Origin of the sequence: Sphingomonas kyeonggiensis (genome assembly GCF_014196745.1) — a bacterium.
GTDB classification, from domain to species: Bacteria; Pseudomonadota; Alphaproteobacteria; order Sphingomonadales; family Sphingomonadaceae; genus Sphingomonas; species Sphingomonas kyeonggiensis.
In genome coordinates, this window is sequence record NZ_JACIEH010000002.1 from 191,224 (window position 1) to 214,976 (window position 23,753).

The window sequence follows — 23,753 nt, forward strand, 5'->3', positions numbered from 1 at the left end:
TACCGCTTCGGCGGCCAGAACCAGTCAATCGGATCCCGCCCCGGCAACCGCCAGGGCGGGATTCCTGTGTTTAGCAAGGGTCAGCTTCAATGAATGACGACATCCGGCAGCGCATCCGGACGATTCCCGATTTCCCCAAGCCGGGCATCATGTTCCGCGACATCACCACGCTGCTGCTCGATGCCGAGGGGCTGAAGCTGACGATCGACCGTATGGCCGAGGCGGTGGACGGCCCGGTCGACCTGGTCGCCGGGATCGAGGCGCGCGGCTTCCTGTTCGGCGCGGCGCTGGCGGTGAAGCTCGGCGCGGGCATGCTGCTGGTCCGCAAGGACGGCAAGCTGCCCGGCGCGACGATCGCCGAGGATTATGCGCTGGAATACGGCACCGACCGGATTGCCATCCATGCCGACGCACTGGCGCCGGGCGCCCGCGTGCTGTTGGTCGACGATCTGATCGCCACCGGCGGTACCGCCCGCGCCGCGGTGCGCCTGCTGCGCAAGGCGGGGGCCGAGGTCACCCAGGCGAGCTTCGTGGTCGACCTGCCCGAACTCGGCGGCGCCGAGGCGCTGCGCGGCGACGGGATCCACGTTCATTCGCTGGTGGCGTTCGACGGGCATTGAGCCCCGGGAACCGGCTGCGGTTCCAGGCATTTGATCAGCACGGGGGCGCGGACACGCGAACCTCGCCTCCGTGCCGCGTCTCCGTCAAGGAGACCGGACATGCGCTTCCCCCTCAAATCCACGATCCTCGCTGCCGGCATTGCCGGAGCCGCGCTGCTCGGCGGCTGTGTCGATGACGGCTATGGCTATGGCGGGGGCCGCGTCGCGGTCGGCTACAATGCCGGCTGGGGCGACCCCTATTGGGGCTGGTACGGCGACTATTACTACCCGGGCACGGGCTATTATGTGTACGATCGGTACCGCGCGCGTCACCGCTGGAACGACGTCCAGCGCGGCTATTGGGAGGGGCGGCGCGGCACTTGGCGCGGCGATCAGCGCTGGCGGAGCAATTGGCGCGATTTCGGGCCGCGGCGCCGGCGCTAGGGCTCAGCCCTCCGCCGGCTTACGCCGCATCAGCGCCAGCGCGATGAACCGCAGCACCGGCTCGTCATGCTGGTTGTAGGTGGTGGTCTGGGTCCGCATGCTGCCCATCTCGGGCCGGCTGCGCGAGGGCTTCACTTCCAGGATCTCGCTCTCGCAGCGCAGCACGTCGCCGGGATAGACCGGCTTGAGCCAGCGCAGCTCGTCCACGCCGGCCGCGCCCAGGCTGGCCTGGGGGTTCACCCCCATCTCGGCGACGAACATCGACATGGTCATCGCGCAGGTGTGCCATCCGCTCGCCGCGAGCCTGCCGAAATGGGTGCTCGCCGCGCCCTCGTCGGAAAGATGGAAGGGCTGGGGGTCGTACTTCCGCGCGAAGTCGAGCACTTCCTCGCGCGTGACCTCGTATCGCCCGAAGCTCCGCTTCGTGCCGACTTGCATATCGTCCAGATAGAGCATGGGATCAGTTTCGGATGAAAACCGATCCTTGGCAAGTCCTACTACGCGTCATCCCCGCGAAAGCGGGGACCCATCTCGTGAAGAAGCCCAGCCACCTCGCGTTTGCGTGTGCGGAAAGTCAGGGAGATGGGCCCCCGCTTTCGCGGGGGTGACGGCTTGGGCTTTATCTGGCCAGCACGTCCCGGAACGGCGCGTCGGTGCCGTCCACGCCCGGCTTGGCCGGCAGGCCGATCAGGTCGCGCAGCAGCGGGTAGACGTCGACATTGGTGAAGGCGGGCAGCACCGCCTGCTTGAACGCCGGGCCATAGGCGATGAACAGGGCGGTCATCTCGGGCGACAGGTTGTCGAAGCCGTGATTGCCGCCGCTCTCGCCCGCCTTGCCCGGCTTGTCGCCGACCGACCAGCCGGTCTCGGCCAGGCAGAGGATCGCCGGAATCCGCGCATTGGTGCCGTAATGGAAGCGCGCCGGGATCTCGCTCTTGCGCCAGCATTCATAATGGTCGTGCTTGCCGAGCAGCACCTTCTCGACCCTGGCTTCCTTGCCCGGCGCCGGGGTCAGGCTGAGATAGGGGCCGGCCTCGACCAGGTGATAGTCCTCGGGCGCCAGGCCGGTGGTGGCGACCACGGTCCGCTCGCCGCTGGTCGCGGCCATGCCGTGATCGGCGACGATGACGAGGTTGGCCGGCTGGCCCAGCCCGGCGAGCCCGTCGACCAGCTGGCCGACCAGCTTGTCGACATCCGCAGCGGCATCCGTCGTGCGCCGGTCGTCCGGGCCGTACATGTGGCCGGCGCTATCGACCGTGTCGAAATAGAGGGTCAGGAATTTCGGCCGGGTCGCGGCGGGGCGGCGCAGCCAGTCGATCAGCGCGTTGACCCGCTGCTCGCCGGTGATCACCTGGTTGAACTGCGCCCAGTCGCTCGGTCGCGTGCCGCCGGCGATCTCATACGGCCATTTGTCCGCCTTCCTGCCGCCGATCGCGACGTTCGATCCCGGCCAGAATTCGGTGCCGGTGCGGATGCCGGCCTTCTCGGCGTCCACCCAGATCGGGTCGGCCTCGTTCCACCAGAACGGGTCGTCGCTCTGCATGGTGAAGACTTCCTTGGGCCGCGCCGCATCCTCCATCTTGTTGGCGGTGATGCCGTGATGGTCCGGATACATGCCGGTCACCAGCGTCCAGTGATTGGGGAAGGTCTTGGACGGGAAGCTAGGATGCATCGGCGCGGTGACGCCGCTCGCGGCCAGGCGCGAGAGGTTGGGCGTCACACCGCGCTGCAGATAGTCGCTGCGGAAGCCGTCGATCGAGACGAGGATCGTCACCGGCGCCCGCTGCTCAGCGACCGGGGCGGGGGCCGCCGCGGGCGGCGGCGCGGCCACCGGCGCGGTCGCACAGGCCTGGAGGACAGCGGCAAGCGCCGCGGCGGCGATCTTCGAATACCAGCGCATGGGCGGCCCCCTGACAGCAGAATGTTGCCGGGGTAAGTCGTTACATCCCCAGGCCCAGCCGGGCAAACGGCGTGTAGCTGGGCGGCATGGTCGGGGAACAGCTCGTCATGGGTTGCCCTGCTCCTCCATCTCCTCCTGCATGCCCGCCACCGCATGGCCGGCATGGTCCTGGGCGAAGGCGGGGAGGGGCAGCAGCGCGGCGGTGGTTGGGAGCAGCTACATTCCCATCGCGGCGGGCCCGGCGAGCATCCACAGCGCCATGCCGATCATGAACAAATTTTCGGTCAGCGAGACGAAGCCCAGCGGCACGTTGCTGCTGCCGCCGACACAGGCGCATTTCAGCGTGCGTCGGTCGACATAGACGGCCTTGAACACCGAGACCGCGCCGATCGTACCGATCGTCAGCCCCAGCGGCGCCGCGAACCAGGGAAGCGCGCCCGCGGCCATCAGCACGCCGGCCAGCCCCTCGAGGAACGGATAGGCATAGGCATAGGGCACCCAGCGCCGGGCGAGCAGGTCGTAGCCCAGGAACATCGACGAGAATTTCTCGACGTCCTGCAGCTTGAGCATCGCCAGCACGCACATGCTGAAACTGACGAACCACTCCGCCGCGCGCACCGTGAAGGGGGAGCCGCTCACCGCGAAGCTCGCCGCCATCGCCAGCGCGGCGGTCATTCCGAACAGCGCGATCACCGGCCGGTAGCTGGTCGCCCCCGGCTCGGCCACCTTGCCGCCGAAGAAGCGGGTCAGGTCGTCATTCCCGCCGATCCGCCTGCCGTCGATAAAGGTCTGGGGCGTGGTCTTCACATTGTGCTCGGCCTTGAACGCGTCGGTCTCCGCCCGCGTCGTCAGCCAGCGGTCGTCCACCGTGTAGCCATGCCGTTCCAGCTGCCATTTGGACTTCAGTCCATAGGGGCAGACATGATCGGGCATCACCATCCGATAGAGCGTCGCGTGCTTTGCATTCCCTGTCATGAGCGCCCATATAGGGTCCGTACCATGGTACGGAGTCAAGCATGTCCCTGACGATCGGCAAATTGGCGGAAGCGGGCGGCGTCGGCGTCGAGACGGTCCGCTATTATCAGCGGCGCGGTATGCTGGCCGAGCCCGAGCGCGGCTATCATGGCGGGGTGCGCCGCTATGACGAAGCCGATGTACGCCGCCTGCGCTTCATCCGCTCCGCCCAGGCCGCAGGCTTCACGCTGGAGCAGATCAGCGAATTGCTGGAGCTCGACGCGCGCGACGATCGCCCGCGCGCCCGCGCGCTGGCTCGCGAGCAGATCGAAATGCTCGACCGCAAGATCGCCGAACTCACCGCCGCCCGCGATGCGCTGGGCAAGCTCGCGCATGAATGCGGCAAGGGCGGCAAGGGGCCGTGCCCGATCCTGGCGGCGTTCGAGGCATAAACCTGCCGTTCATTTCGCCCTCGCCACGATACCGCGAAAGAGGGAGGGGTGCATGCGGGTGCTGCTCGGATTGGTGCTGCTGCTGACGACGCCGGCGATGGCGCAGGACAGACTTTCTCTAACCCCCGGCACCGAGACCGCCTCGGACGGTAGCACCGTCCGCTACGAGGCCGGCGCGATCGAAGTGCCCGAGAATCGCGCCAGGCCCGACAGCCGCAGGATCAAGGTCGGCGTGCTGCGGATCAAGGCGACGAAGGATATCGGCCAGCCGCCGATCTTCCTGCTCGTCGGCGGACCCGGCGTCACCCTGCTCGACACGCTGGGCGATCCCAGCCCCCTGGCGAAGCGCCGGCTGCGCATGTGGCTCGATCATGCCGAGACCAACGACCTGGTGATCGTCGAGCAGCGCGGATACACGCTGCGCGGCGACATGCTCGAGCTGCACTATCCCGCGGCACCGCTCGACCAGCCGACGCGGATCGAGGACGATATCGCGGTCACCCGCAAGCTGGCCGAAGGCGCGGCGGCGGCCAATCCGGGGCATGATCTGACCGGCTACACCATCGCCGAATGTGCCGACGATGTGGATTCGGTGCGCCGCGCCTTCGGCTATCAGCGCATCAGCCTCACCGCCGCGAGCTTCGGCTCGCAATGGGCCTTTGCCGTACTGAAGCGCCATCCCGGCACGGTGGCGCGCGGGCTGATCTCCCTGGTCGAGCCGCTCGCCAATGGGTACGACATGCCCGGCCCTGTCTTCGCGGTGATGCAGCGCGTCGCCTTCGAGGCGGAGCAGGATCCCGCGCTCAAGCCCTTTATCCCGCAGGGCGGGCTGATCGCCGCGGCGCGCACCGTGCGCGATCGCTTCGCCAGGGCGCCGGTGGGCGTCGAGGTGCCGGGCGCCGGCAAGGTCGTGCTCGGGCTCGGCGATTTCCAGCGTGCCCTGTTCAGCCACGTCACCAATGCGAGTCGCTGGCCGGCCTTTGTGATCGACGCCTATAATGGCCGCTACCAGGCATGGGCCGCCGAGGAAGCAGAGAGTCGCAAGGCGAGCACCGCCTCGCTGATCGGCCCGCTGATCGACACTGCCACCGGCGTCACCGCCGCGCGCTGGGCGCAGATCCAGAGCGATCCCGCGCTCGACATGCTCGGCCCGTGGAACTTCGGTGCCTATGCCGCCACCGCCGATATCTGGCCCACCGCCGATCTGGGCGACGCGTTCCGTCTGCCGGTGCGCGACGAGACGCCGATCCTGTTCGTCCAGGGCGATTGGGATGCCAATACGCCGGTCGAGAACCTCGTCGATGTGCTGCCCTGGTTCCCCAATGCCCACGCGCTGATCGTCCATCGCGGCCAGCACAATGGCCGGCTGCTGCGCGAGCATCCCGATCTCGACGCGGCGACGATGCGCTTCCTGCGCGAGGGGACGATGCCGAGCCTGCCGGGCAGGGTCGATGCCGCGCCGGTCAGCTTCGTGCTGCCGGGCTCCACCGACTGAACCAGCGCCCGATCAGCAGGGCGGCGAGCGGGAAGAGGATCGCATAGCCGATCACCCCGATCATCCGCAGCCCCATCACGCCGGTGAGCGGCCCCAGCCAGCCGAGCAGCGCGAGCAGGCCGCTGGCGATCAGCAGCCGCCGGATCGTCCGTGCCTCTCCGTCGCCGCGGAACACCGGCGCCATCAGCAGCACCGCGACCGCGAAGAATCCGTCCCAGGCGAGTATGTCGAGCGCATAGGGCAAGGAGGGCCAGGCGAAGGCGTTCTGCACGCCGAAAGCCAGGATCGACAGGTGCACCACGCTGGTCAGCGCCAGCGCGGCGGCCATGCAGGGTAGTGCGAGCCGCGTGAGGCGCGGTCCCAGCCTGGTGCCGCGCACCGCCGCGGCCAGGCCGAGCAGGAACGGGACGAGCAGCAGGATCAGCACTTCCATCGCGCGGAACCAGGGCTGGCCGATCGGTGCGCCCGACACGGGCAGGGCGATCAGCCCGATCGCCATGACCAGCGCATAGAGCAGGCCCAGCCCGGCGACGCTGTAGCCGGAGATCATGCCCATCAGGCGGAGGAGTCGCGCGGGGGATCGCTGCATGGCGCCATCTCACCCGCGCACCACCGCAAGTGCAAGCCGAACCGTCGCGCAAGGCCATCCGGGTTCATTCGAAGTTCAGCCTTCAAACCATTGCTCTGTCGAAACGAAGTCGCAGGGAGGGCGATATGCGGGGTGGTTTCTGGAGTGCGGCGGCGCTGGCGTGCGCGATGCCGATGGCAGCTCAGGCACAGGCGCAGGTCGCGGGGCGCTGGATCGTCACCGTCGATTATTTCGGCACGCCGACCTACTGGACGCTCGATCTCAAGCAGGACGGGGCGCAGATCAGCGGCGACCTGACCGGCGACGTGCTGACCGGCACGGTGAAGGGCAGTGAGGTCCGCTTCCTGGCGAAGGACAAGACCGGCGGCTCGGAGGATGTCACCGCCCGGCTGGTCAAGGGCCGGATCACCGGCGAGATGCTGCTGGTGGACGGCAGCGCGCCGGCGGGCGGGCCGCACCGCCTGGCCTTCACCGCCGAGCGTCCGCCCCAGCCGAGCGGTGCCGCGCCCCGGCGGCACGAATTCGCGCCGACACGCTATTACCGCCAATTCTCGCCGTTCAATCCTCCGGCGCTGCACGTGAACCCCGGCGACACGATCCATACGACGACGATCGATGCGGCGGGGATCGACTGGCAGGGCGTCCGCCGCGCCGCCCCCGGCAACCCGCAGACCGGGCCTTTCTACATCGACGGGGCGATGCCCGGCGACACGCTCGTTGTCCGCATCCGCAAGCTGTCGCTCAACCGGGACACCGCGATCAGCTCCAGCGGCATGACCGAGCGCGGCCAGGACGCGCGCACCGCGGTGCGCATGGCCGGGGCGGGCAAGCCGGTCACCTGGCGGCTCGATCGCGAGAAGGGCATCGCCACGCCCGACGCGCCGGGCGATGCGCTCAAGGGCTATCAGGTGCCGGTGAAGCCGATGCTCGGCGGGATCGGTGTGGCGGTGAACCCGCGCGGCGCTGCGCCCGGATCGGGCGATGTCGGCAGCTTTGGTGGCAACATGGACTTCAACGAGATGGGCGAGGGGACGACCGTCTACTTCCCCGTCTCGGTGCCGGGCGCCCTGCTCTATTTCGGCGATGCGCATGCGCTGCAGGGGGATGGCGAGACCACCGGCGATGCGCTGGAGACCTCGATGGACGTCGAGGTCGAAGTGGACCTGATCCGCGGCAAGAGCGCCGGCCAGGTCCGCATCGAGACGCCGACGCATCTCGTCGCGATCGGCATGGACGGCTCGCTCGACGCTTCGTTCCGCACCGCCAGCTCGAGCATGTTCGCCTGGCTGGCGGCGGACTATGGCCTGGCCCCGGCCGACATCGCCCAGATCTACGGCACCGTCGCCGAATATCGGGTGAGCGCGGTGCCGGGCCGCGCCGCGGGCATGGTCCTCAAGATCCCCAAGGCCCGCCTCGCGACCCTGCCGGGGGCGAAGAAGCCGTAGCTCCCTTCTTGCGCCCCTCCCTTCCAGGGAGGGGAACGGGATCAGCTGTGCAGGAAGTGCATCACATCGCCATCCTTGACGATGTATGCCTTGCCTTCCGCGCGCAGCTTGCCGGCCTCGCGGGCCTTGGCCTCGCCGCCCAGCGCGACGAAATCGTCGTACGCGATCGTCTCGGCGCGGATGAAGCCCTTCTCGAAGTCGCTGTGGATCACGCCCGCGGCATTCGGCGCGGTGGCGCCTTCGTCGACGGTCCAGGCGCGCGCTTCCTTGGGACCGACGGTGAAGAAGGTCAGCAGGTGGAGCAGCTTGTAGCCGGCGCGGATCACGCGGGCGAGGCCGGTCTCCTCCAGGCCCAGCTCGCCGAGGAACTCGGCGCGGTCCTCCACCGGCATCGTCGCGATGTCGGCCTCGATCGCCGCGGAGACGACCACCGCCTCGGCGCCCTCCGCCTTGGCCTTGGCGAATACCTTGGCCGACAGGTCGTTGCCGTTGGCCGCGTCCTCCTCGTTGACGTTGCACACGTACAGCACCGGCTTGCCGGTGAGCAGCTGCGCCTGCGCGAAGACGCGCTTCTCGTCCTCGTCCTTCGGCTCGGTCAGCCGGGCGGGCTTGCCGTCGCGCAGCAGGTCGAGCGCCTGGCCGAGCACGCTGGCCGCCACCTTGGATTCCTTGTCGCCCTGCGCCGCCTTCTTCTGCAGGCTGGGCACGCGCTTCTCGAGGCTCTCCAGGTCGGCGAGCATCAGCTCGGTCTCGACCGTCTCGGCATCGGCGATCGGATCGACCTTGTTGTCGACGTGCTGGATGTCGTCATTCTCGAAGCAGCGCAGCACATGGACGATCGCGTCCACTTCGCGGATGTTGCCGAGGAACTGGTTGCCCAGGCCTTCGCCCTTGCTCGCGCCGCGCACCAGGCCGGCGATGTCGACGAAGCCGAGTTGCGTCTCGATGATCTTCTGCGATCCGGCGATCTCGGCCAGCTTGGTCAGGCGCGCGTCCGGCACCGCGACGTTGCCGACGTTCGGCTCGATCGTGCAGAACGGATAGTTCGCCGCCTGCGCCGCCGCCGTCTCGGTCAGTGCGTTGAAGAGCGTGGACTTGCCGACGTTCGGAAGCCCGACGATGCCGCAGCGGAAACCCATGTGAAGCCTGTTCCAATGTTCTGGGGAAAGGCGCCCCGATAGAGCCAAAGCGCCGCTTTTGCCAGCGCGTTGACTTGAGGAGGGTCCGTGGCATGCTTCCCCGATAAAAGAGGGGATGAACCATATGATCCGTTTCGGTTATTTCGCCGCGGCCGGCACTGCGCTCGCGCTCGGCCTGTCGGGGTGCGACAACAGCGCGGCCAACCAGAAGGCGAACGAGGAAGCCGCCGCCCGCGCCGCCGATGCCGAAAAGGCCCAGAAGCTCAAGGAAGGCGTCGCGCACAACTTCGACTGTCTCTCGGCGCTGCGCTGGCAGAAGGCCGGGCTCGCCGCGGCGGGCGCGGGCGACATCAAGACCTACGAGGATTTCTACCGCGAGAAGCTCGAGGCCGCGCTCGGCGACCAGACCCTGCCCGCCGGCGGGGACGGCGGCCCCGCGCTGTCCAGGGCGACGATCCAGGACTATGCCGACTGGACCTATCCGAAGACGGTCGAGGCAAAGTTCCGCGCCGGCAAGGACGCCAATGGCGACGGCACGCTCTCGCCGGTCGAGCGCAGCGGCCGCGGGTTCAACACCGTGGCAGGGTGCGTCCAGTTCGTCGCCGAGATGGGCAAGGGCCCGCTGGCCGGCAAGGACAAGGTCGGCCGCGCCCTCAAGATCGAGACGCTGCGCAAGTCGCTGAAGGACAAGGACGCCTGACCGGAAAATGCCGGGCGGCTTGCGGGTCGGCGTCATCGGCTCCGTCCCCGCAGGGAAGAAGGCGGAAGTTGCGACACGCGCTTTCGCCTTCTAAGGCCCTCAAAGCGCCGTATTGCGACGGGATTAGCTCGTCGCGCGCGGCTTGACTGAGGGCCGTTCATCTGGGGTACAGGGGCGGCAGGCCCTTTCGGTGCCCGCGTGTTTTGAGGAGCAGGGAATGATTCGCCGTCACATGTTCATGAGCGCGCTTGCCGCGACGGTTGCACTGTCGGGCTGCGGTGGCGGCGACAAGTCCACCGCGACGCCGACTCCGACCGCGACGCCTACCCCGACGCCGACCGCGTCGCCGACCTACACCGCCTTCCCGCTCGCCGCGGCGGCCGAGTTCAACACCTATAGCGCCGCGATCAGCTACACCGGCGATCCCGCCACCAGCGCAGTCACCCTCGGCGCCGCCAGCACCGAGACGCTGTCGACCCGCGTGCGCCTCGCCACCGACACCGCGGTCGCCACCGGCACCTATGTGATGCGCGAGAACACCGAGGAATCGCGCTTCTGCGTACCGACCGGCCAGACCTGCACCTCGACGCTGGTCACGCCGTCGGCCGTGGGCAACCCCGAGTTCGTCTTCCGCACCAACGATGCCACCACCGCGGGCAAGTTCAGCCAGGTTGAGTATCTGAACAACGTGGTGAAGGACACGTCTAGCAACGTTCCGGCGCTGGTGCTGAACCGCGTCAGCTACGCCAGCTGGTGGCGCGGCGATTCGACCGCGGGCCAGAAGCGCCTCGCCTACACCGCCTGGGGCTATTCGACGGTCTATACCGACATGCCGGCCACCGGCACGGTCAACTACAGCACGCTCACCGTCACCGGCCGTCTGGTGAGCACCGTCGGCACCACCACCGCGATCAACAAGGTCACCGGCACCGTGACCATGGCGACCAACTTCGCCACCGGCGTGGTCGACATGACGCTGACCCTGTCGACCATCCCGACCGGCGGTGGCGCCCCGGTCGCCTATGGCACCTTCACCGCCCAGGGCGCGATCCCGGTCGGCCAGAACCAGTGGACCGGCAGCTTCGTCACCGGCAGCCCGCTCTCGGGCACGCTGGCCGGCGGCTTCTTCGGCTCGCAGGCAGAGCAGGTCGGCACGGTCTTCTCGGCCACCGGCACCTTCGGCGGCGCCCAGCAGCGCCTGATCGGCGTGGTCGTCGGCAAGAAGTAAGCCGCGCCACCCAACGCAAAGGAAAAGGGGCTCCGGTTCGCCGGGGCCCCTTTTCTTTGTCGGTGGTTCGGGGTCGACAGGCTGAGGCTCAGCGCACCCCCTGGCTCGCCACGAAGCGCGGCGGCGTGGCCGTCTCGCCGAAGCGCCAGGCGCTCAGATAGGCGAGCTTCAGGATCTTCTCCATCTTGGCGAAGTTGATCTTGTCCACCGTATCGGTGGTGTGGTGATAGTCCGGGTGGAAGCCGGTGAACCACCAGAAGGCCGGCACGTCCTTCAGCACGAACGGGAACTGGTCCGAGCGGAAGAACACGTTGAGCGCGCTCTCGTGATCGAAGCGGTCGTCGAGCACCAGGCCGACCGAGGCGTTGGCCGCCTTCACCGTCGCCGCATAGTCCGGCGAATAGAGCCCGCCGATCAGGTTGAGGCGGTTGCTCGTGTCCGCCGGGATCTCGATCAACCCGTCGGTCTGCGGGCTGGCTTCCTCGTTGCGGCCGATCATGTCGAAATTGATCATCGCGCGGGTGGTCGCCAGCGGGCGCAGCGGATGCGCCGCCAGGTAATAGGCGCCGAGCAGGCCGCGCTCCTCGCCGGTGAACACCACGAACAGGATCGACCGCTTCGGCCGCACCGGATTGGCGGCGAAGGCACGGGCCAGCGCGACCACGCCGACCGTGCCCGATCCATTGTCGTCTGCGCCGCGCCAGATGCGCGGGCAGGGCACCGGGTCGGCCGGAATCGTCACCGGCGGGTTGGCGGGATCGGCGCAGGCCTCCATCCCGTCATGATCGTGGTGCGCGCTGATCAGGATCGTCTCGGCCTTCAGCTTCGGATCCGATCCTTCGATCAACCCGACGACATTGTTCGACACGCCCGTGCGCCGTGTCGCGTTGCGCAGCCGCACGGTCAGCGACGCGCCTGCCAGCACCCGCGATTGCGGCACTGCCCTGGCGTCGATCGCATCCTGCGTTTCCCCCGGCGCCGCGCCCGAACCGGCCATCAGCGCGGTGACCACTTCGTCGCGGACGTTGAGCAGCGGGATCGCCACTTCGTCCTGCGCGATCGCCTGGGTCGCCAGCGGGATTCGCGGCGTGACGCCCCTGGTGATGTTCGCCGATCGCTCGGCATTGGTCAGGTGCTTGCGGTGCGGCTCGGGGGCGAGCAGCACGGCGACCGCGCCGTGGCGCTGGGCGTTGAGCAGCTTCACTCGCGCGGTGGCATAGCGGGTCAGCCCGGTGCCGTTGAAGCGCGAGGCGGGATCGGTCTCCTGCGGCTCGTGATCGAAGATCAGCACGATCTTGCCGCGCACGTCGACGCCGGCATAGTCGTCATAGCCGAGCTCCGGGGCGGTAATGCCATAGCCGGCAAAGACCACCGGCGCGGTCAGGTCGACCTGGTCGCGATAGGCGCCGCCGAACGCCGGCGCCCGCCACGCCACGGTCGCGCCGCCGCGCGTCAGCGTCAGGCTCGATTGCGCCGGATCGCCGCGATATTCGACCAGCGGCACCGGCTGGAAATAGCTTGGCTTCCCGTCGGCTCCCCTGGCGGCCGGCTTGAGCCCGGCCTTGCGGAACTGCTCGGCGACCCAGGCCGCGGCATCGTCGTCGCCCTTCTGCAGGGTCAGCCGGCCTTCCAGCGCGTCCGATGCGATATAGGTCAGGTCCCGCTTCAACTGCTCGGCCCGGATCGTCGCGAGTCCGGCGGCTTCCCGCTTCGGCGCCGCCTCCTGCGCGATCGCGCCGCTGCACGACAGGGCCAGCACCACGCCAATGCCGATGCGCATCATATCCATTCCCCTGTCACGCCTGAACCGGGGATCATGGATGTCGGCGGGGTTGGCAAAGGTCAAGCTGGCCGGCCCTTCAATCCTCCCCCGGAGGGGGAGGAGGACCGCCGAAGGCGGTGGAGGGGTAGTCTCCACGAGCGATGTAGATGATGTGTCGAACCACCGCTTCCAGATCGGCGAACACCTCCGCCGCGGGCACGCGGACAATTCGAACACCCTGCCTACTTAACCATTCATCCCGAGCTACATCCCGCAGCGGTTGCTCTCCACGCGCGTGAACCTCGCCGTCCACTTCGATCGCCAGGCGATGTAGCGGACAATAGAAATCGAGGACGTAGCCTCCCGCCGGGTGCTGTCGCCGGAACCGCAGGCCAGCGGGGCGCCCGCGCAACTCGCGCCACAGGAGCACTTCGGGCAAGCTCATGGACTTGCGGAGCTTGGCTGCGCGCTTCTGTGTTTTCTTCGGGCCATGCAGCATGCGGCGCGCTACCCCTCCACCAGCCTGCGGCTGGTCCCCCTCCCCCTTCGGGGGAGGATTTGAGATTAGCGGATGCTGGGCGGGGGTGGCAAAGGTCAAGCTGGCCGCGCCCCGCCGCACAGGCGCCGATCCGACGGTGCGCATGTGCCGCGGCGCTTGTCCGGCGGTGCGCGGTCGAGCACAAGGGCCTGGATCAAAGGAGGATAATGGTGATCGTTTCGAGCTTGGTGGGGGTAGGGCCGCTCTTGATCCTGGTCTGGATGATCGGCTTTTCCGGCGACCGCCTCGGGCTCCGGACGGGCGGCTTCATCGTCCTCGCGATCAAGTGGCTGTTGCCGGTCCTCATCTATGGCCTTGCTGCCGGTGGCACCGCCTCGGCGCTGCGCGGCTATGCGAGCAACGCGCTGCTCGGCGCCGTGCTGCTCGGCGGCTACATGATCTTCTGGGCGATCCGCTCGCGTGCAAGGATCGTTGCCCGGCTGGCATTGGCCGCAGGCGGACTGGTCGCGCTCGGTCCTCTGCTGATGATCCTCGCCGCGACTCTCCTGACCTACCGGTCCAGCGTCTAGTCCTGCAGCCGCATCGCCACGTCGTTCATGAACCGCACATCGTCGCCCGCCGCCAGCCATGGCGCCTCGGCGGCGATCGCGCCGAGCATGTCGGCCAGCGGGTCCAGCTCGTTCTTGGCGTAGTTGCCCAGCACATAGCCGTGCACCCGGTCCTTGTGCCCGGGATGGCCGATGCCGATCCGCACCCGGCGGAAGTCCGGCCCCAGATGCTTGTCGGTCGAGCGCAGGCCATTGTGCCCGGCGGTGCCGCCGCCACGCTTCACCTTCACCTTCATCGGCACCAGGTCGAGTTCGTCGTGGAACAGCGTCACGTCCTCGGGGGCGAGCTTGTAGAAGTCCATCGCCGCACGCACCGATCGGCCGCTTTCGTTCATGAAGGTGCCGGGCTTGAGCAGGATCACCTTCTCGCTCCCGATCCGCCCTTCGCGGGTCCAGCCCTGGAACTGCTTCTTCTCGGGCGTGAAGCCGTGCGTCTCCGCGATGGCGTCCACCGCCATGAAGCCCACATTGTGCCGGTGCATCGCATATTGCGGGCCCGGATTGCCCAGACCGACCCAGAGCTGCATCTCAATTCCTGCTCAAACGAAAATCGCCTCCGCACCTAGGGCGCGGAGGCGATTTTTTGAACCGTGAAGTTCGAAGGGGCGATTACTCGCCGGCTTCGCCCTCGGCTTCGGTCTGGGTCGTGTCGCCTTCGCTCGACTTGAGCGCCGACGGAGCAACCACGGTCGCGATGGTGAAGTCGCGGTCGGTGATCGCCGAGGTCGCGCCCTTCGGCAGGGTCACTGCCGAGATGTGCAGCGAATCGCCGACTTCGAGGCCCTTGAGCGAAATCGTGACTTCGCTGGGGATCTCGGCGGCGTCAACGACCAGGTCGAGCTCGTGACGGACGACGTTCAGGACGCCGCCGCGCTTCAGGCCGGGAGCGAGCTCTTCGTCAGCGAAGACGATCGGCACGTTCACGTGCACGGTCGCGTGCTCGCTGATGCGCAGGAAGTCGGCGTGCACCGGACGATCGGTGACGGGGTCGAAAGCCACGTCCTTGGGCAGGGTGCGCTCGCCATCGATCATGACGACCGAATTGAAGAAGTGCCCGGTCATCAGCAGGCGATAGAGCTCGCGCTCCTCGACGTGGATGCTCTTCGGGTCCTGCTTGTTGCCGTAGATTACGGCGGGGACGCGGCCATTACGACGAAGCTCGCGGGAGGCTCCCTTGCCAACCTGCTCGCGCGTCTCGGCCGACAGCGTAAGCGTATCGCTCATGTGTCGTTCCAATCAGCTAAAGTTAGTTCAATCCGGCCAGGCCTCCAGGGATGACCCTGGCACGGAAGGCGCGCGCATAGCGGAGGGGAGGGGGGAAAGCAAGGATAACCCAATTCCTCCCCCAGCTCGCCTGGGGGAGGGGGACCGCGCCCGCAGGGTGTGGTGGAGGGGCGCGGCGGTCACGCCGCTCCCGCGATGGCCCCTCCACCCCCGCCTTCGGCGGCGGTCCCCCTCCCCGAGGCAAGCTCGGGGAGGAATGGTTCGGTCCCGAAAGTTCACACCAGCTCGGGCAGCACCGCTTCCAGCTTCTCGAAGCTCTGGCTCCAGCCTTCGCGCATCCCTGCCAGTGCCGGCAGCAGGTCGTCGCTGGCCTGCAGCACCACCGTGGTCATGTGCATGTGCGTGCCACCCTCGGGGGCGTCGGTGAATTCCATCGTGGTGCGGTGCTCGATCCCCCAGCTGCCATCCGGTGCCCCGAAGGCGCGCAGCACCATGACCAGCCGGTCCGGACGCTCGACCACTTCATATTCGCCGTGGACTTCGTTGATCCCATAGGGTTCGGGCCCGCGCATATCGAGGCGGATCTTGCCGCCCGGCCGCGCCTCGCTCTCGGCGAAAGGCACGTCGAAATGATGCGGCCCCCACCAGCGGGCGAGGTGCTCGGCCTTGGTCATGCAGTCGAACACCAGCGTGCGCGGCGCGGCAAAGGTGCGGTCGATCGTGACTTCATAGCCGACACCGAGTTCCGTAGTGGTCATTTGTCCTCTCCATTCTTCTGCAGGTCGTTGAGATAGGCGTCCAGGTCGTCGAACTTCGCGTCCCAGAAGCGGCGATATTCGGCGATCCAGTCGCTCGCCGCCTTGAGCGCTTCGGGCTCCAGCTTGGCCGGCCGCTGCTGCGCGATCCGGCTGCGCGAGATCAGTCCGGCATGCTCGAGCACCTTGAGGTGCTTGGTCACCGCCGGCCCGCTCATCGCGAAGGGCTGGGAAAGCTCGCCGACGCTCGCCTCGCCCAGCGCCAGCCGCGCCAGGATCGCGCGGCGGGTGGGGTCGGCCAGGGCGGCGAAGGTGTTGCTGAGCGCGTCCATTTATCTAACTCATAGGTTATTTAACCGATGAGTTATATTGAGTCGTGGGCGATGTCAATCCGGCGCTACCTTGGCAACGTTGAGCGTCCGCTATGTCCGGTACTCGCCGTCATCCCTGCGAAAGCCGGGATCTCGTGCGGCTCTTGTCCCGCGCCTTCGCCTGAGATCCCGACTTTCGCCGGGATGACGGCTGTGGGTTGGCTTCAGTACGCGACCCGCTCGACCTTCAGCCCGCGCCGGGCCAACTCGGCCTGCAGGCTCTCGCTCCCTGCCAGATGCCCGGCGCCCACCGCTACGAACACCGTGCCAGGCTGTTGCATTCGCCTGGAAATCCAGCCGGCCCAGTTGCGGTTCCGGTTGACCAGCAGCGCCTGGCTCACCTCGGGGGCGGAGGCCATGTCGGCATTGACCAGCCTGGCCAGCCCATCGGCATCGCCCTTGCGCCAGGCGGTGACGGCCTGGTCGATCTTGCTCCCCGCCTGGGGCAGGTCGTCGATCGTCTCGACCAGCAGCTTGCGCTGGGCGGGCAGGGGCAGGGCGTCGAAATAGCCGAGCTGCTGCCGGGCGGTCTCCAGCCCCTCGATCTTCTTGCCCGAGGCCTTGGCGGCTTCGGTCAGGGTCAGCTCGGCGCCCTGTTTGTCGTCATATCCCAGCTGCTTGAGCGGCAGTACCGACAGGAGCGTCGCGGCCAGCCAGGGCTCGGCCCGGTCGAGCGAATCGGGCGCCATGCCGAACCTGGGCAGGGCGGCCCGCATCTTCTCGGCCTCGGCGGGCGGCAGCTGCTCGGTCAGCGGCGGGCCTCCGGCGGCGGTGCCCAGCTCGGCGACGATCGCCTGCATCTCGGCATCGGGCGGCATCACCAGCTCGAGCACCAGCGTATCGGCCTTGTCGAATGCCTGTTTCAGCCCGCCCTGGAACCAGTTGATCCCCGGCTTGAGCACATGGACGGTGCCGAACAGATAGATGGTGGTGTCGTGATCCTTGACCACCCACAAGGCCGGATCGGCCTTCTCGGCCGGCGCAGGGGCCTTCTGCCCGCAGCCCCAGAGGGTTAGCGCCAGCAACGCGGGGACTAGGCGGCGGATCATCGGACTTGCGATCATCCCCGACCGGTAGCCCCGAACCGCACATCGATCCAGAGTCGCGGCGTGCGCCATTGACCGGTAGGAGAGGAGACGCCAAAGCGCGGGGCACTATGGCAGAGCCCCTCAGCTTCCAGCGCATGATCCTCACGCTCCATGACTATTGGGCGGACAAGGGCTGCGTGATCCTCCAGCCCTATGACATGCGCATGGGTGCGGGCACCTTCCACCCGGCGACGACGCTGCGCGCCCTCGGCCCCGAGCCGTGGAACGCCGCCTTCGTCCAGCCCTGCCGCCGCCCGACCGACGGCCGCTATGGCGAGAACCCGAACCGGCTCCAGCATTATTACCAGTATCAGGTGATCCTGAAGCCGAGCCCGCCCGACCTGCAGAACCTCTATCTGGGCTCGCTCGCGGCGATCGGCATCGACTTCACGAAGCACGATATCCGCTTCGTCGAGGACGATTGGGAGTCGCCGACGCTCGGCGCCTGGGGCCTGGGCTGGGAAGTCTGGTGCGACGGCATGGAAGTCACCCAGTTCACCTATTTCCAGCAGATGGGCGGCTTCGACTGCAAGCCCGTCGCCGGCGAGCTCACCTACGGGCTCGAGCGCCTGGCGATGTACATCCAGAACAAGGACAGCGTGTACGACCTCGCCTTCAACGACCAGGGCGTGACGTACGGCGACGTGTTTCTCGAGAACGAGAAGCAGATGTCGAAGTACAATTTCGAAGTCGCCGACACCGACACCCTGTTCGATGGCTTCCGCAAGGCCGTGGCCGAATGCGAGAACTGCCTGGCGAACAACGTGCCCATCGCCGCCTATGAGCAGGCGATCGAGGCCAGCCATCTGTTCAACCTGCTCCAGGCCCGCGGCGTGATCTCCGTCGCCGAGCGCCAGGCCTATATCGGCCGCGTGCGCGACCTGGCCAAGGGCAGCTGCGAAGCGTGGATCGCGCACATGACGCCCAGCTGGCAGGCCAAGTATCCGGAGTGGACGGTATGAGCGTGCAAGACTTCCTGCTCGAACTCCGCTCGGAGGAAATCCCTGCGCGCATGCAGGAAAAGGCGCGCGCCGATCTGGCCGCGCTGTTCGAGGCGCGCCTGCAGGCGCTCAACCTGCCGTTCGAAAGCATCGAGAGCTATGCCACCCCGCGCCGCCTCGCGCTGATCGTCCGCGGCGTCGCCGAGATGACGGCGGCGGCGAGCGAGGAGCGCAAGGGCCCGCGCGCCGACGCCCCGGCCCAGGCGATCGAGGGCTTCCTGCGCTCGACCGGCCTCAGCCGCGAGCAGCTCGTCGAGCGTGACGACGGCAAGGGCAACAAGGTGCTGTTCGCGGTGATCGACCGCCCCGGCATCGTTGCCGGCTCGGTGCTCGCCAGCGCGATCACCGGCGCGATCACCGCTTTCCCCTGGCCCAAGTCGATGCGCTGGGGCGCCGCCTCCTCCTCGACCGAAAGCCAGCGCTGGGTGCGCCCGCTCCAGGGAATCATCGCGCTGCTCGGCGACAAGCTGGTGCCGGTCGAGATCGCCGGCGTGAAGAGCGCGTCGGTAACCGTCGGCCACCGTTTCCATCATCCGGGCGGGATCACGATCGGCTCGGCCAACGACTATATCGAGAAGCTGCGCGCCTGCCATGTGATCGTCGACGGTGCCGAGCGCCGCAACATCATCGCGCTGGGCGCCAAGATGGCCGCGCAGAAGGCCGGCCTGACGCTGATCGAGGATGACGGGCTGCTCTACGAGAATGCCGGCCTCACCGAATGGCCGATGCCTTTGCTCGGTCGCTTCGACGAAGCGTTCCTCGACGTGCCGCCCGAAGTGATCCAGCTCACCGCGCGCGTGAACCAGAAGTATTTCGTCTGCCGTGACTCGGCGGGCAAGCTCGCCAACGCCTTTGTCTGCGTAGCGAACATCGACGCGGCGGACGGTGGCGAGAAGATCGTCGAGGGCAACCAGAAGGTCCTCGCGGCCCGCCTCTCCGACGCGCGCTTCTTCTACGAGACCGATCTCAAGACCCGGCTCGAGGACCTGACCCCCAAGCTCGAGAAGATCGTCTTCCACGAGAAGCTGGGCACGGTCGCCGACAAGGTCGATCGCGTCGCGAAGCTGGCGCGGTGGCTGGCAGAAGAAGGCATCGTCAAGGCCGACCCCGACCAGGCAGAGCGCGCCGCGCGCCTCGCCAAGGCCGATCTCGTCACCGGCATGGTCGGCGAGTTCCCCGAGCTTCAGGGCCTGATGGGCGGCTATTACGCCGCCGCCCAGGGCGAGCCCGCCGCCGTCGCCGAAGCGATCCGCGATCACTACAAGCCGGTCGGGCAGGGTGACGATGTCCCCACCGCGCCGGTTACTGTGGCGGTGGCGCTGGCGGACAAGCTGGACAGCATCACGTCTTTCTTCGGCGTCGACCTGAAGCCCAGCGGCTCCAAGGACCCGTTCGCGCTGCGCCGCTCGGCGCTCGGCGTAATCGCGCTTATCCTCGACAATGGCCTGCGCTTCCCGCTCACCAAGTCGGCCAGCAAGGACGTACTCGACTTCTTCGCCGACCGCCTCAAGGTCCAGCAGAAGGAGGCCGGCGTCCGTCACGATCTGATCGATGCGGTGTTCGCGCTCGGCGGCGAGGACGATCTCGTCCGGCTGCTCGCCCGGGTGAAGGCGCTGCAGTCCTTCGTCACCTCGGAGGACGGCAGGAACCTGCTCGCCGGCTACAAGCGCGCCGCCAACATCCTCAAGAAGGAGACCTGGGCGCCGGGCGAAGTCGCGGACAACGAGATCTACGAGGCCGAGCCTGCCGAAGCCGCGCTGCGCGAGGCGCTCGATGTCGCCGAGCCCAAGGCCGAGGCCGCGGTCGAGGCCGAGGATTACGAGGCGGCGATGGCCGCGCTCGCCTCGCTCCGCGCGCCGATCGACAAGTTCTTCGACGACGTCACCGTGGTCGATCCCGACGCGTTCAAGCGCGAGATGCGCCTGGGCCTGCTCGCCCGCATTCGCGATGCGGTGAACAACGTCGCCGACTTCTCGAAGATCGAGGGCTGACCCGAAGCTCTTGCGCGCGCTTTACCCCGGCGAAGGCCGGGGCCCAGTCCTTGAAAGTCACGCGCCCTGGCGCGTCTGCGACACGCACGCTGAGTCTGGACCCCGGCTTTTGCCGGGGTAAAGTCGAGAATTACCTTGTTTGCCTGCAATGATTTATCTTACGTAACCGGTGTCTCGCCGTGATTTGATCACGGCCAAGCAAATCTTGCCTTCTGACAACGTAGTCAGCGGGTTTCCCCCTGTTCGCACCTGCGGTAGGCGCCTGCCCAAGCCTTTATGAAGGGACGGGAATGACGCAATACGTGTACCGCTTCGGCGGGAATGTGTCGGACGGGGGCAAGGGGGACAAGAACCTGCTCGGCGGCAAGGGCGCCAACCTCGATGGCATGGCCTCGATCGGCCTGCCGGTACCTCCCGGTTTCACGATCAGCACGCCGATGTGCGCAGTCTATTACGAGCAGGGCGGCGTCTTCCCGGAGAGCGTGAAGGCAGAAGTCGCCAACGGCATCGCCCATATCGAGGGCATCACCGGCAAGAAATTCGGCGACGCCAGCGATCCGCTGCTCGTCTCGGTTCGCTCCGGCGCCCGCGCCTCGATGCCGGGCATGATGGACACGGTGCTCAACCTCGGCCTCAACGACACCACCGTCGTCGGCCTCGCCACGATCAGCGGCGACGAGCGTTTCGCGTGGGACAGCTATCGCCGCTTCATCCAGATGTATTCCGACGTGGTGCTCGAACTCGATCACGGCCGCTTCGAGGAAGCGCTGGAGATCGCCAAGGAGGACCGCGGCTACAATCTCGACACCGAGCTTTCCGCCAAGGACTGGCAGGCGCTGGTCGCCGAGTACAAGTCGATCGTCGAGGAGCTGTGGGGCAAGCCGTTCCCGCAGGACGTGCACGACCAGCTCTGGGGCGCGATCGGCGCGGTGTTCGGCTCGTGGCAGTCCGAGCGCGCCAAGGTCTATCGCCGCCTCAACGACATCCCCGGCGACTGGGGCACCGCGGTCAACGTCCAGGCGATGGTGTTCGGCAACATGGGCGACACCTCGGCGACGGGCGTGGCCTTCACCCGCGATCCGTCGACGGGCGAGAACGCGTACTATGGCGAGTTCCTGATCAACGCCCAGGGCGAGGACGTCGTCGCCGGCATCCGTACCCCGCAATACCTGACCAAGGCCGCCCGCGAGAAGGCGGGCGCCAAGCCCGCCTCGATGGAAGAGGCGATGCCCGAAGTGTACGGGCAGCTCGCGGCGGTCTTCGAGACGCTCGAGAAGCACTATCGCGACATGCAGGACATCGAGTTCACCGTCGAACGCGGCAAGCTCTGGATGCTGCAGACCCGCTCGGGCAAGCGCACCGCCAAGGCCGCGCTCAAGATCGCGGTCGACATGGCGAGCGAAGGCCTGATCACCGAGGAGGAGGCGATCCTCCGCGTCGATCCGCAGGCGCTCGATCAGCTGCTCCACCCGACGCTCGATCCCAATGCGAAGCGCGACGTGCTGACCAAGGGCCTGCCCGCCAGCCCGGGTGCCGCCTCGGGCATCGCGGTGTTCGACAGCGACACGGCCGAGAAGCGCGCTTCGGCGGGCGAGGCGGTGATCCTGATCCGCGTCGAGACCAGCCCCGAGGACATCCACGGCATGCATGCGGCGAAGGGCATCCTGACCGCGCGCGGCGGCATGACCAGCCACGCCGCGGTGGTCGCGCGCGGCATGGGCCGTCCCTGCGTCTCGGGCGCCGGCACGCTGGCGATCAACGCCCGTGAGAAGCTGTTCCGCGTCGGCACGCGCGAAGTGCGCGAGGGCGATCTGGTGACGATCGACGGCGCGACCGGCGAAGTGATGCTCGGCGCCGTGCCGACGGTGCAGCCCGAGCTGGCCGGCGATTTCGGCACGCTGATGGTTTGGGCCGATGCCAAGCGCCGGCTCAAGGTGCGCACCAATGCCGAGACCCCCCTCGATTGCCGCACCGCGCGCGATTTCGGCGCCGAGGGCATCGGCCTCTGCCGCACCGAGCACATGTTCTTCGAGCCGTCGCGGGTCACTGCGGTGCGCGAGATGATCCTCGCCGCCGACGAGAAGGGCCGCCGTGCCGCGCTGGAGAAGCTGCTCCCCGAGCAGCGCAGCGACTTCGTCGAGATCTTCGAGGTGATGGCCGGGCTGCCCTGCACGATCCGCCTGCTCGATCCGCCGCTGCACGAGTTCCTGCCGCATGAGGAAAGCGAGTTCGCCGAAGTCGCGGCCGCGGCCGGCCTCGACGTCGAGACGCTCAAGCGCCGCGCCGCCGAGTTGCACGAGTTCAACCCGATGCTCGGGCACCGTGGATGTCGCCTGGGTGTGACCTATCCCGAGATCTACGAGATGCAGGCGCGCGCGATCTTCGAGGCGGCGTGCATCGTCGCGGAGAATAGCGGCGAGGCGCCGATCCCCGAGGTGATGATCCCGCTGGTCGCGACGAAGCGCGAGCTGGAGCTGATGAAGGCCGTCGTCGACCGTGCCGCACGCGACGTGTTCGACGAGCAGGACCGCACGATCGAGTATCTGGTCGGCACGATGATCGAGCTGCCCCGCGCCGCGCTGCGTGCGGGCGAGATCGCCGAGGTCGGCGCCTTCTTCTCCTTCGGCACCAACGACCTCACCCAGACCACGCTGGGCGTGTCGCGCGACGATGCGGCGAAGTTTCTCACCACCTATGTGGAGAAGGGCATCTACGCCAAGGATCCGTTCGTCAGCCTCGATGTCGAGGGCGTGGGCGAGCTGATCGCGATCGCCGCCGAGCGTGGCCGGGCGACGCGTCCCGACATCAAGCTCGGCATCTGCGGCGAGCATGGCGGCGATCCGGCCTCGATCGCGTTCTGCGAGGATACCCGGCTCGATTACGTCTCGGCCTCGCCCTATCGCGTGCCGATCGCGCGGCTGGCGGCGGCACAGGCGGCGCTGCGCAAGGCGTGATCCTCGCGCTCGCGCTGCTCCAGGCCCAGGCGCTGCAGGCTCCGGACCCGGCGGACGCGCTCCGCCGGGAGCTGGTGTCGGCCCGCAGCGCCACCGCGGTACTGCAGCGCCGTTGCACCACGCCGATCCGCGCGGAGGTGAACCGCGCGCAGAAGTCGGCCACGCCCGAGCAGCGCGCGCATCTCGCGGTCGGTCCTGCCGAGCCGGTGGTCTATCGCAGCGTGGTGCTGAAATGCGGGCCGGTGTCGCTGTCGGTCGCAGAGAACTGGTACGTCCCGGCGCGTCTCACGCCCGAGATGAACGCGGCGCTGGCCGGCGATACCCCTTTCGGCGCCGCGATCCGCCCGCTCGCCCCCAGCCGCCGCACCCTCGGCATCGCCACGCAGCGCGAGGATGCCGGTGTCGCCCCCTATGTCGTGCGCCAGCGCGCCGTGGTGCTCGACGGGCAGGGCCGGCCGCTCTCCGAAGTGGTCGAGAACTACACGCCCGTGATGCTCTGCCTGCCGGTGCAGCCCTGAGCAGCCCCACTCGTCATCCCGGCGAAAGCCGGGATCT

General features: G+C 67.8%; 24 protein-coding genes. 12 read left to right on the top strand and 12 right to left on the bottom strand.

Annotated features, from left to right (window positions below; genetic code table 11):
• Nucleotides 1-89: 89 nt before the first annotated feature.
• Nucleotides 90-620 (top strand): adenine phosphoribosyltransferase, encoded by a 531-nt coding sequence (locus GGR46_RS09975; RefSeq protein WP_183997263.1) that lies wholly within the window; start codon nt 90-92, stop codon nt 618-620.
• Between the two features lie 99 nt (nt 621-719).
• Complete coding sequence (locus tag GGR46_RS09980; protein WP_183997265.1) at nt 720-1,043, top strand: hypothetical protein; 324 nt, start codon at nt 720-722, stop codon at nt 1,041-1,043.
• Between the two features lie 3 nt (nt 1,044-1,046).
• Here the strand turns inward: GGR46_RS09980 and GGR46_RS09985 are convergent, their stop codons facing one another.
• The 3 genes from GGR46_RS09985 to GGR46_RS09995 form a co-directional block, all read right to left on the bottom strand.
• Nucleotides 1,047-1,499, bottom strand: a complete 453-nt coding sequence (locus tag GGR46_RS09985) for a MaoC family dehydratase (protein WP_183997267.1) — start codon at nt 1,497-1,499, stop codon at nt 1,047-1,049.
• Between the two features lie 163 nt (nt 1,500-1,662).
• Nucleotides 1,663-2,943 (bottom strand): alkaline phosphatase family protein, encoded by a 1,281-nt coding sequence (locus GGR46_RS09990; protein ID WP_183997269.1) that lies wholly within the window; start codon nt 2,941-2,943, stop codon nt 1,663-1,665.
• Nucleotides 2,944-3,159: 216 nt separating this feature from the next.
• On the bottom strand, nt 3,160-3,918 hold the full coding sequence (locus GGR46_RS09995; RefSeq protein WP_183997271.1) for a MauE/DoxX family redox-associated membrane protein: 759 nt from the start codon (nt 3,916-3,918) through the stop codon (nt 3,160-3,162).
• 41 nt (nt 3,919-3,959) lie between these two features.
• Between GGR46_RS09995 and GGR46_RS10000 the strand changes: the two genes are divergently transcribed.
• Together GGR46_RS10000 and GGR46_RS10005 are read left to right on the top strand one after the other, a co-directional pair.
• Nucleotides 3,960-4,349, top strand: a complete 390-nt coding sequence (locus GGR46_RS10000) for a MerR family transcriptional regulator (RefSeq protein WP_183997273.1) — start codon at nt 3,960-3,962, stop codon at nt 4,347-4,349.
• A gap of 52 nt (nt 4,350-4,401) precedes the next feature.
• Complete coding sequence (locus GGR46_RS10005; protein ID WP_183997275.1) at nt 4,402-5,844, top strand: alpha/beta hydrolase; 1,443 nt, start codon at nt 4,402-4,404, stop codon at nt 5,842-5,844.
• Here GGR46_RS10005 and GGR46_RS10010 read toward each other — a convergent pair.
• A complete protein-coding gene (locus GGR46_RS10010; protein ID WP_183997277.1) occupies nt 5,813-6,433 on the bottom strand; it encodes a hypothetical protein in 621 nt (206 codons plus the stop codon). The two genes, GGR46_RS10005 and GGR46_RS10010, sit on opposite strands and share 32 nt — an antisense overlap.
• 125 nt (nt 6,434-6,558) lie before the next feature.
• Here GGR46_RS10010 and GGR46_RS10015 point away from each other — a divergent pair, with 125 nt between their 5' ends.
• Nucleotides 6,559-7,878: an acetamidase/formamidase family protein gene (locus GGR46_RS10015; RefSeq protein ID WP_183997279.1), complete on the top strand. Its 1,320-nt coding sequence runs from the start codon at nt 6,559-6,561 to the stop codon at nt 7,876-7,878.
• Between the two features lie 41 nt (nt 7,879-7,919).
• Here GGR46_RS10015 and ychF read toward each other — a convergent pair whose 3' ends face one another.
• Nucleotides 7,920-9,017 carry a redox-regulated ATPase YchF gene (gene ychF / locus GGR46_RS10020; protein ID WP_183997281.1) on the bottom strand — a complete coding sequence of 366 codons (1,098 nt, stop codon included), beginning with the start codon at nt 9,015-9,017 and terminating at the stop codon, nt 7,920-7,922.
• A gap of 124 nt (nt 9,018-9,141) precedes the next feature.
• On the opposite strand from ychF, the gene GGR46_RS10025 reads away from it, so the two are divergent.
• Complete coding sequence (locus GGR46_RS10025) at nt 9,142-9,717, top strand: hypothetical protein (RefSeq protein WP_183997283.1); 576 nt, start codon at nt 9,142-9,144, stop codon at nt 9,715-9,717.
• Nucleotides 9,718-9,934: 217 nt separating this feature from the next.
• The gene (locus GGR46_RS10030; RefSeq protein WP_183997285.1) at nt 9,935-10,945 is read left to right on the top strand and encodes a HupA family protein; all 1,011 of its coding nucleotides are present in this window, start codon (nt 9,935-9,937) and stop codon (nt 10,943-10,945) included.
• 88 nt (nt 10,946-11,033) lie between these two features.
• On the opposite strand, the gene GGR46_RS10035 is transcribed toward GGR46_RS10030, so the two are convergent.
• Entirely contained in the window at nt 11,034-12,725 is a 1,692-nt protein-coding gene (locus tag GGR46_RS10035; RefSeq protein WP_183997287.1) for a M20/M25/M40 family metallo-hydrolase, read from the bottom strand.
• Between the two features lie 79 nt (nt 12,726-12,804).
• A complete protein-coding gene (locus GGR46_RS10040; protein WP_183997289.1) occupies nt 12,805-13,206 on the bottom strand; it encodes an endonuclease domain-containing protein in 402 nt (133 codons plus the stop codon).
• Between the two features lie 209 nt (nt 13,207-13,415).
• Here GGR46_RS10040 and GGR46_RS10045 point away from each other — a divergent pair, with 209 nt between their 5' ends.
• Entirely contained in the window at nt 13,416-13,775 is a 360-nt protein-coding gene (locus GGR46_RS10045) for a hypothetical protein (RefSeq protein ID WP_183997291.1), read from the top strand.
• On the opposite strand, the gene pth is transcribed toward GGR46_RS10045, so the two are convergent.
• From pth to GGR46_RS10070, 5 genes are all read right to left on the bottom strand, one after another.
• The gene (gene pth / locus GGR46_RS10050) at nt 13,772-14,341 is read right to left on the bottom strand and encodes an aminoacyl-tRNA hydrolase (protein WP_183997293.1); all 570 of its coding nucleotides are present in this window, start codon (nt 14,339-14,341) and stop codon (nt 13,772-13,774) included. The two genes, GGR46_RS10045 and pth, sit on opposite strands and share 4 nt — an antisense overlap.
• 82 nt (nt 14,342-14,423) lie before the next feature.
• On the bottom strand, nt 14,424-15,038 hold the full coding sequence (locus tag GGR46_RS10055; RefSeq protein ID WP_183997295.1) for a 50S ribosomal protein L25/general stress protein Ctc: 615 nt from the start codon (nt 15,036-15,038) through the stop codon (nt 14,424-14,426).
• Nucleotides 15,039-15,313: 275 nt separating this feature from the next.
• On the bottom strand, nt 15,314-15,796 hold the full coding sequence (locus GGR46_RS10060; protein WP_183997297.1) for an SRPBCC family protein: 483 nt from the start codon (nt 15,794-15,796) through the stop codon (nt 15,314-15,316).
• Nucleotides 15,793-16,125, bottom strand: a complete 333-nt coding sequence (locus tag GGR46_RS10065) for an ArsR/SmtB family transcription factor (protein ID WP_183997299.1) — start codon at nt 16,123-16,125, stop codon at nt 15,793-15,795. Before GGR46_RS10065 ends, GGR46_RS10060 begins: the two co-directional genes overlap by 4 nt.
• A gap of 203 nt (nt 16,126-16,328) precedes the next feature.
• Entirely contained in the window at nt 16,329-17,213 is an 885-nt protein-coding gene (locus GGR46_RS10070; protein WP_183997301.1) for a TraB/GumN family protein, read from the bottom strand.
• 134 nt (nt 17,214-17,347) lie between these two features.
• On the opposite strand from GGR46_RS10070, the gene GGR46_RS10075 reads away from it, so the two are divergent.
• From GGR46_RS10075 to GGR46_RS10090, 4 genes are all read left to right on the top strand, one after another.
• A complete protein-coding gene (locus tag GGR46_RS10075; protein ID WP_246426107.1) occupies nt 17,348-18,214 on the top strand; it encodes a glycine--tRNA ligase subunit alpha in 867 nt (288 codons plus the stop codon).
• Complete coding sequence (gene glyS / locus GGR46_RS10080) at nt 18,211-20,244, top strand: glycine--tRNA ligase subunit beta (RefSeq protein ID WP_221262696.1); 2,034 nt, start codon at nt 18,211-18,213, stop codon at nt 20,242-20,244. The genes GGR46_RS10075 and glyS overlap by 4 nt, the downstream gene beginning before the upstream one ends.
• A gap of 290 nt (nt 20,245-20,534) precedes the next feature.
• Nucleotides 20,535-23,198 (top strand): pyruvate, phosphate dikinase, encoded by a 2,664-nt coding sequence (gene ppdK / locus GGR46_RS10085; RefSeq protein ID WP_183997305.1) that lies wholly within the window; start codon nt 20,535-20,537, stop codon nt 23,196-23,198.
• Nucleotides 23,195-23,716, top strand: coding sequence for a hypothetical protein (locus GGR46_RS10090; protein ID WP_343058103.1), 522 nt, complete (start codon nt 23,195-23,197; stop codon nt 23,714-23,716). The genes ppdK and GGR46_RS10090 overlap by 4 nt, the downstream gene beginning before the upstream one ends.
• Nucleotides 23,717-23,753: the final 37 nt, after the last annotated feature.

What these genes read in the sequence shown, in the direction of transcription:
- GGR46_RS10065 (WP_183997299.1), bottom strand. Translation starts at nt 16,125, where the DNA reads ATGGACGCGCTCAGCAACACCTTCGCCGCCCTGGCCGACCCCACCCGC.
- GGR46_RS10030 (WP_183997285.1), top strand. Translation starts at nt 9,935, where the DNA reads ATGATTCGCCGTCACATGTTCATGAGCGCGCTTGCCGCGACGGTTGCA.
- GGR46_RS09995 (WP_183997271.1), bottom strand. Translation starts at nt 3,918, where the DNA reads ATGACAGGGAATGCAAAGCACGCGACGCTCTATCGGATGGTGATGCCC.
- GGR46_RS10040 (WP_183997289.1), bottom strand. Translation starts at nt 13,206, where the DNA reads ATGCTGCATGGCCCGAAGAAAACACAGAAGCGCGCAGCCAAGCTCCGC.
- ychF (WP_183997281.1), bottom strand. Translation starts at nt 9,017, where the DNA reads ATGGGTTTCCGCTGCGGCATCGTCGGGCTTCCGAACGTCGGCAAGTCC.
- GGR46_RS09990 (WP_183997269.1), bottom strand. Translation starts at nt 2,943, where the DNA reads ATGCGCTGGTATTCGAAGATCGCCGCCGCGGCGCTTGCCGCTGTCCTC.
- GGR46_RS10070 (WP_183997301.1), bottom strand. Translation starts at nt 17,213, where the DNA reads ATGATCCGCCGCCTAGTCCCCGCGTTGCTGGCGCTAACCCTCTGGGGC.
- GGR46_RS10055 (WP_183997295.1), bottom strand. Translation starts at nt 15,038, where the DNA reads ATGAGCGATACGCTTACGCTGTCGGCCGAGACGCGCGAGCAGGTTGGC.
- GGR46_RS10060 (WP_183997297.1), bottom strand. Translation starts at nt 15,796, where the DNA reads ATGACCACTACGGAACTCGGTGTCGGCTATGAAGTCACGATCGACCGC.
- GGR46_RS10015 (WP_183997279.1), top strand. Translation starts at nt 6,559, where the DNA reads ATGCGGGGTGGTTTCTGGAGTGCGGCGGCGCTGGCGTGCGCGATGCCG.
- GGR46_RS10005 (WP_183997275.1), top strand. Translation starts at nt 4,402, where the DNA reads ATGCGGGTGCTGCTCGGATTGGTGCTGCTGCTGACGACGCCGGCGATG.
- glyS (WP_221262696.1), top strand. Translation starts at nt 18,211, where the DNA reads ATGAGCGTGCAAGACTTCCTGCTCGAACTCCGCTCGGAGGAAATCCCT.
- GGR46_RS10010 (WP_183997277.1), bottom strand. Translation starts at nt 6,433, where the DNA reads ATGCAGCGATCCCCCGCGCGACTCCTCCGCCTGATGGGCATGATCTCC.
- ppdK (WP_183997305.1), top strand. Translation starts at nt 20,535, where the DNA reads ATGACGCAATACGTGTACCGCTTCGGCGGGAATGTGTCGGACGGGGGC.
- GGR46_RS09985 (WP_183997267.1), bottom strand. Translation starts at nt 1,499, where the DNA reads ATGCTCTATCTGGACGATATGCAAGTCGGCACGAAGCGGAGCTTCGGG.
- pth (WP_183997293.1), bottom strand. Translation starts at nt 14,341, where the DNA reads ATGCAGCTCTGGGTCGGTCTGGGCAATCCGGGCCCGCAATATGCGATG.
- GGR46_RS10000 (WP_183997273.1), top strand. Translation starts at nt 3,960, where the DNA reads ATGTCCCTGACGATCGGCAAATTGGCGGAAGCGGGCGGCGTCGGCGTC.
- GGR46_RS09975 (WP_183997263.1), top strand. Translation starts at nt 90, where the DNA reads ATGAATGACGACATCCGGCAGCGCATCCGGACGATTCCCGATTTCCCC.
- GGR46_RS10025 (WP_183997283.1), top strand. Translation starts at nt 9,142, where the DNA reads ATGATCCGTTTCGGTTATTTCGCCGCGGCCGGCACTGCGCTCGCGCTC.
- GGR46_RS10035 (WP_183997287.1), bottom strand. Translation starts at nt 12,725, where the DNA reads ATGCGCATCGGCATTGGCGTGGTGCTGGCCCTGTCGTGCAGCGGCGCG.
- GGR46_RS09980 (WP_183997265.1), top strand. Translation starts at nt 720, where the DNA reads ATGCGCTTCCCCCTCAAATCCACGATCCTCGCTGCCGGCATTGCCGGA.
- GGR46_RS10075 (WP_246426107.1), top strand. Translation starts at nt 17,348, where the DNA reads ATGATCCTCACGCTCCATGACTATTGGGCGGACAAGGGCTGCGTGATC.